The organism is Cupriavidus cauae, assembly GCF_008632125.1.
Classification (GTDB): Bacteria; Pseudomonadota; Gammaproteobacteria; order Burkholderiales; family Burkholderiaceae; genus Cupriavidus; species Cupriavidus cauae.
Genome location: NZ_VWRN01000035.1, coordinates 282,226 through 288,937 on the forward strand (window position 1 = coordinate 282,226; position 6,712 = coordinate 288,937).

The window sequence follows — 6,712 nt, forward strand, 5'->3', positions numbered from 1 at the left end:
GGCAATGCGCATCGGCAATGCGCGGCAAAGCTCGGCAGATTGGGCGGGCTGGCACCGCTGGTGCTGCCGGCCGGTCGACGATCGTCGTCGCTGTTCTGGTTCCCGCGCACTGGCGGCCGCGATGGCACGGCGGTGTGCCGATGCGCGCCTGGAGAGTTGGCGCGCGATCGCGGTGGCCCGCGGCGATGTCGCTTGACTCGCGGCGGTCTGCGGGAACCTGTCATGCATCGATGGACGTCCCCCGGCATCTGCATTCTTCAAATTAGCCGGGCGCCTCGTCCAACTATTTTTTAGCTTGGGTCCTCATAAGAAAAAATTGAGATCACCACTAAATCACAGTCAATACGCGGGCCCCGGCCTGATCTGGCATTCCCGCGCTCCAGGGGCGATATCGGGTTTTCCCCGATGACGCGATGTCGCCAAATGGCGATGCCGCACGCCTCCCAACGTCTTTACCGCCCACCCTCCGTTCGCGCCATCGCTTGGCCCGTCGTTCGGCGCGTCGTTCGGCGCGTCGTTCGGCCCGTCGGTTCGGCCCGTCGGTTCGGCCCGTCGGTTCGGCTCATCGAGAGCAACGCGTAAGCATACGGCGCGCCAGTGACAAGCGGGGCAGGGGATGCGCTACGGAGACTCGTAGGGATATCGCTGTGCAGCGCCGCAGCGGCGGCGCTTTGCACCACGAGGGTTCGTGTCGTCACGGGGCCTTCATCGACGAGCGGTCTGATGGCGGCGCCCCGGGTCAGGGCGCGCCCGCATCGGCATGGTGCCTCGCCCGGCCTTCCTTGCGAGGTCACGATGAGCTATCCCGCCGATCTGTCAGGTCCCTCGATGCTGCGCCCGGTCACGGTCCCGCCCCCTCCGCCGCCACCGCCGCCGGCACCGTCCGCGCCGCCGCCGAGCGCGGCCGAGGCCGAGGCGAACTCGGCCGCGCAGCGCCAGCGCGAACTGGCCGAGCTGCAGGCGCGCCTGCAGCAGATGCGGGAACAGATTGCCGTGATGCTCGAACGCCTGCGCCAGGCGCAGGAGGCGGAGGCGGCCGCGCGCCAGCAGGCGGAAGCCGCGCGCGAGACCGCCGAGCGCTCGCAGTCGCGCGACGATATCGCCAAGGCCGAGACCGCCGAAGCCACCGCGGCAACGCGCAAGGCCGAGCTGAACGAGGCCGCGCTCGAACTGGACGCGCACGACAAGCGCATCGCGCTCGACGAGGCCAGGGCCGAGGCGCTGCGCGAGCCGGGTCCGCGGAACCAGGCCAAGGTCGACACGGCGCAGGCCGCGTACGACGATGCGCAGCAACTGCACGGAGTCGCGGTCGCCGATGTCGCCGCCAAGCGGGCCGATGCGGAACTGGCCGCCGCCGACCGCGCGGTGACGGCGCTGGCGTCGCCGGGCAGCGATCCGAGCAAGCTGGATGCCGCCGACCGGCAGGCGCTGACCGAGGCGCGCGAAACGGCCGCTGCCGCCCGACGGCAGTCGGACAGCGCCGCCGCGACGCTCGAAACCGAATGGCGCCGCTACGAGCGCGATGCCGCGCAGCGCGAGCTGACCAGGACCGGGCGCGAGCTGGAGCAGGCCGGCGCGGCGCGCGAGCGTGCCCGCACGGAGGGCGATGCCGCGGCGCTGCAGCGCGCGGACGATGCCTACGGCGCGGCGCTGGACGCATGGTGGGTGGCGGACCGGCAGGCAGTCGCCGCGCAGGCCTCGTGGGATGCGCAGGTGGCCGCCAACGACCTCGCCGCCGAGGAAGAGCAGCATCGCGTCGACGAGACGCGCGCCAATCAATGCCTGGTCGAACCGCCCGAGGTCCGGCAGGCCAGGCAGACGCTGGAGCAACGCAATACAGCCGCGCAGACGGCGCTCACCGAAGCCCAATCGGCCAAGGACGATCAGGCCGCGCGCAAGGCCCTGCGCGACCGTGCCGCCGGGATCGACACCGAGCACCGCGAGGCGCAGACCGGACTCGGGCAGGCCCGCACGGCCTACGAAGGCGCGGCGGATCCCGACGCCCGCGAGAAGGCGCGCATCGCCTACGCCGACGCGCAGGACCGCATGCAGGCCGCCCGAGGCGACCACGACGCGCTGCAGGCCCTGCGCCATTCGCAGCAGGCCGACGCGGCGCTGGTGGAGGGGCTGCGCGCGCGAGAGAAGGGCGGAACCGGTGCGCCGGACGAAGGCCGCATCGCCACGTTGCGCGAGTCCGCCAGCCAGGCTCGCGCGAACGTGCAAGGGACGGTCGCGAAGGCCGACGGCGACGCGGCGGATGCGCTGCGTGAAGGCCGGACCGACGAATGGCGCAAGGACGGCGGTGCCGCGCAGCGAGCCTTGCCCACCGCCGACGAGGCCGCCGCCAACGCGGCGCAGACCTATGAGGCGACGGTGCGGCGCCCGGGCGCGACCCAGCAGGAAATCGACACCGCGCGCGAGCGCCGCGACGAAACGCGCCTGGCCCAGGCGCTGGCGCACGACCGCAGCGACGCGCTGGCCGCTACCGAGGCAAGGCGCGCCGCCGAGGGCGAATATGCGCTGGCGCTCGAGGCCCATCGCACGCACGATTTCTCGGCGTCGGGGCCGGCCGGGCCGACTGGACCCTTTACACCGTCCGGACCGTCGAGGCCGTCCGGGCCGTCCGGGCCGCTCGCCCCGTCCACGCAGCCGCCGGGATCGTCGCCGGGCACGGCCCCGTCGCTGTCGACCTCGCCGCTGCTGACGCCGAACCTTGGCGCGCCAAACCTCGGCGAAGCCGCGCGGCCGGCGCCTTGGACCGTGTTGCCGGGCGGTGGCGACCCGGTGGCCAGCAATGCCACCGGCGACAAGCCGTCCGCGCCATCGCCGTCGGCCACGTCGTCGACGCCGGCCAGCTCGGCCACGCCGACTACGTCCAGCGCCGCACCGCTGCTGGCGCCGCCCGGCTCGCCACCGGTTGCCGTCAAGGAGAACGGGCGATGGTATGTCCAGTACCCTGCGCAGTTTTCGGCGCCGTCGCTGACCCAGTACGGCAGCTATCCCGCTTCGTCGACGACGCTGTCGATCCCGGGGCAAGGCCCGGCGCGCGTCGAAATGGACCCGGTTACCGCGCGCGTCTGGGAAGCGCATGCGCAACTGCAGTCGGCGATCGCGGCGGAGGACACCGCGTGGCGCGACTACGAGACGCTGAACCAGGACGCGCAGGCCATCGCGCAGGCGCGCCGAGACGGTAACGCGGCGGCCAATGCCAATGCCAATGCCAATGGCGCCAACGGTCCCAATGGTCCCAATACCAACAACGCCAACAACGCCAACAACGCCAACAACGACCCCGAACTGACCCGCCTCACCGCGCAGGTCGACACCGACCATCGCGCGCTGCTGGCCGCGCTGGGCGCCCGCTTCGAGGCCGAGGACCGCGCGCGCGACCGCGGTGTCGACGCGGACAAGGACGAGACCGTGATCTCCACCGGCGAGGCGCTGGAGCGCGCGCGTGCCACGGCCTCGGCCAGCGCCGCCGAGCTCGAACGCTATCGCAGCGAGCGCGACAGCGGCGCGGCCAGCGACGACGTCGAGCGGCTGCGCAACGAGCACCAGGCATGGAAGCAGGAACATCCCTATCTCCGCGAGCAGGACGCCCCGACCTGGGCCCCGCTGCAACAGGCGCTCGACGACGAGGACGCCGCGCGCCAGCAACTGGTGCAGGAGGCCGCGCAGGCCGGCGCCGCGCAGGAGACCCGCGCACTGACCGCGACGCTGACACCCGAGCAGCGTGAGGACCCTGCGGCGCTGTACGAGCTGTTCGTCTCCGAACCGCGCGCGATGGCGCAGGGCGTCATCAACCAGCATTACGTCGACTATGGCGGCCGGCCCTACGAGATGGCGGGCCGCACGCATGCCCGGAATATGGCGGGGCTGGCGCTCGGCATTCCGCCCGAGGTCCAGCTTGCGGGCGACGCCGACGCGCAGACGGAGACGCTGCGCAAGCAGGACATCTTTGCCGGCATCGACGACGATTACGCCGACATGCTCGACGTGGTGGCCGACCAGCTGATCGAGCAGGGCGGCGAGCACGCGCGGGTCACGCTGCTGCCGGTGGTCTACGCCAGCCGCGAGCGCGGCATCACGCGCACGATGCTGTTCAAGGTCGAGACGGACCAGGGGCCGCGCTTCGTCGACGAGGCCGGACGCGCCTACGACGACCTGAAGGACTACCGCGAAAACAATACGTTGCCGGCCGCCGATGCCGTGCTGGCGATGCCGCGCGACGGCGAGTTCACGGTGGACAGCAAGGGCAATATCGAGCTGGAGATCGGCGACGCGCGCATCGAGAGCGGCTGGGAGAGCTTCCGCCGCAAGACCCATCTCGATACGGTGGCGGCCGGCGTCGGCATCGTCGCCGGCGTGGTGCTGGTGGTCGGCTCCGGCGGCGCGCTGGCGCCGGTGGCGATGGCGGCTGCCGGCGCGGCGACCGCCTATGGCGTGGGCACCTCGGCCGCCAGCATTGCCGACCAGATCTCGCATGGCCAGAGCTGGAATCCGGACAAGAACCCGCAGATGCTGATCGACGGGCTCAATATCCTCGCCGCGGCGTTGGGCGTGCGTGCCGGCGTGGCCGGCGTCAGCGCGGCGCGCAGCGGCCAGCGCGCGCTGGTGGCCGAAAGCCGCGGCCTGACCGACGAGGCCAGCCAACTCGCGCTGCGCACGCAGGCGCTGCAGCAGCAGGCCACCCGCAGCGGCCGCCAGGCGCTGGCGGTCGGCGCCGGTACCTATGGCTATACCGCGTACTCGGCCGTGTCCAATTGGGAAAACATGACGCCCAGCGAGCGCGCGACCACGCGCACGCAGCTGCTGCTCGGCGGCGTGCAGTTCATGATCAATCCGGTCAGCGGCCGGTGGATCCGCCAGGGCGCGACCGGCGCGCTGGCCGGCACGCGCCATGTCGCGACGGCATGGCGCGGCACGGTGGCCGGTCTGGACCGTGGCGCGCAGGCGCTGTCCACGTTGGCGATGCCGCTGCGCAATGCCGCGCAGACGCCGCTGGCGGCGGCGCGCATGCGCCTGGGGCAATGGCAGGACACGCTGGCACAGCGGCTGCCGAGCCTGTCGAGGCTGGCGGGATTGCCGGGATTGCGGGGTTTGCCGGGATTGCCTGGATCGGCGAGACGGCAGGGCACCGATCCCGCCGGCGCGGCACGGCCACCCGCAACGCCGGGCCCGTCGGCGGCCCAGCCACGCACCGAAACCCCGCCGCACAGCTATCCCGTGGCGCGCACCCGCTGGCGCGCGGTACAGGACCGGCTCAGCCGCGTCGACACGCTGGGCATGCTGAACTGGCTCGACGCCGGCCGCCGCGGCGCGGCGCAGGCGATCGGCAAGCAGCGCGATGCGGAGGCCAAGCTGGTGCGCGTGGCGCGCGAGACCGCGTTCGAGGACGGGCACGCGCTGCACCGTTGGCTGTCCGGGCCGATTCGCCAGCAGATGCGGCAGATCGAGGCGCGCGCGCAGTCCCAACTGGCGCGGCTGCAGTGGGAGACCGACGCCGCGCGCCAGCAGGCGATCGTGCGCGACCTGCGCCGCCTCGACGCGGCCGCGCAGCGGCTGGCCACCAGCTGGCATCCAATGCTGGCGATCGGCCTGCGGCAGGAGCTGCGGCGCCTCGCCGCCAACCAGCGCGATTTCAAGGGCGCGGATACCGTGCTGACGCCGCGCGCCGAGGCCACCCGGCATTTGCGTGGCGAGCTGCAGCAGTGGCGGGCCGCGCTGCCGGCGCGGCAAGCGGCTGTCTCCCGCGACGCCGGCAACGTGGCCCATGCGCAAGCGCTGGTGTCCCGGATCGCCAGCCATCGCACCGCGCTCACCGATGGCGCGGCATTGGTATCGAAGACGCTCGACGCGATGCGCGCGAATCGCGACGCGGTGCTCGACTATGTGCCGAAGGGCGCGACCAAGCCGGTTCGCGCATCGATCGAAGGCGATATCCATGCGGTCGCGCCGCGCCGCTCGGCCGATCCGGCTGCGGGGATGCCGGCGCTGCCGCCACGCTGGCGACGCGCCGTGGCGGCGTCGCTGCGGCAACGGTTCCGCATGGGGATGGCCGATGCCGGCACCGGCCTGCTGTGGCTGCAGGCGCGGCGGCTGGGCATGCCGACGCCGCGCGCGTCGCTGCGCCTCTCGCCAAATGCAGCGACGGGGACCGCCGCTCGTACTGCCGACGGCATGACTTGGTCGGCCGTGATGCGATCGGGGCCGGCACGCCCGCGCGCGGACGGTAACCGGGCGTCGCGCAACGGCGCGCTGAACCGGCTCGATGCCGGCCGCGCGATCTTCTACCAGGAGCGCGCCAGCGCGCTCGCGGCGAAGGCCGCGGCGGCTGGCAATACCAAGTCCAAGCTGGCGGCATGGCAGGCCTTCGTCGATGCCGTGGCCGCGCATTCGCCCGACGTGGCCCGGCGTCTCGCGGCGGCGGGCGGCGCGCGAGAGCGCTACCAGGGCGGCGAGGCCGGGACGGTACGTCGCTGGCAGGGCTTCGTGCCCAGCCGTGCCGAGGCGCGGAGCAGCGACTCGGCGCGCGAGGTCCGGCGCGCCTATGCCGAACTGCTACTTGCCGCGGCGCGGGTACGCAAGCGCGATACGCGGCGCGCCGCGGCCGCCAGCCTGCGCGCATGGCGACAGGCGCTGCGCAGCGCCAACGATGCCGCGCGGGTGACCGACGCGCTGTCGGCGCAGTTGCGGACGGCGACGCCGGGCA

Annotated in this window: 1 protein-coding gene; it reads left to right on the plus strand. The window is 72.9% G+C overall.

Annotated elements, in window-relative coordinates:
* Nucleotides 1–795 precede the first annotated feature (795 nt).
* Nucleotides 796–6,712: DUF4781 domain-containing protein (locus F1599_RS14835; protein ID WP_190286361.1), on the plus strand; the 5,917-nt coding region annotated here is incomplete at its 3' end.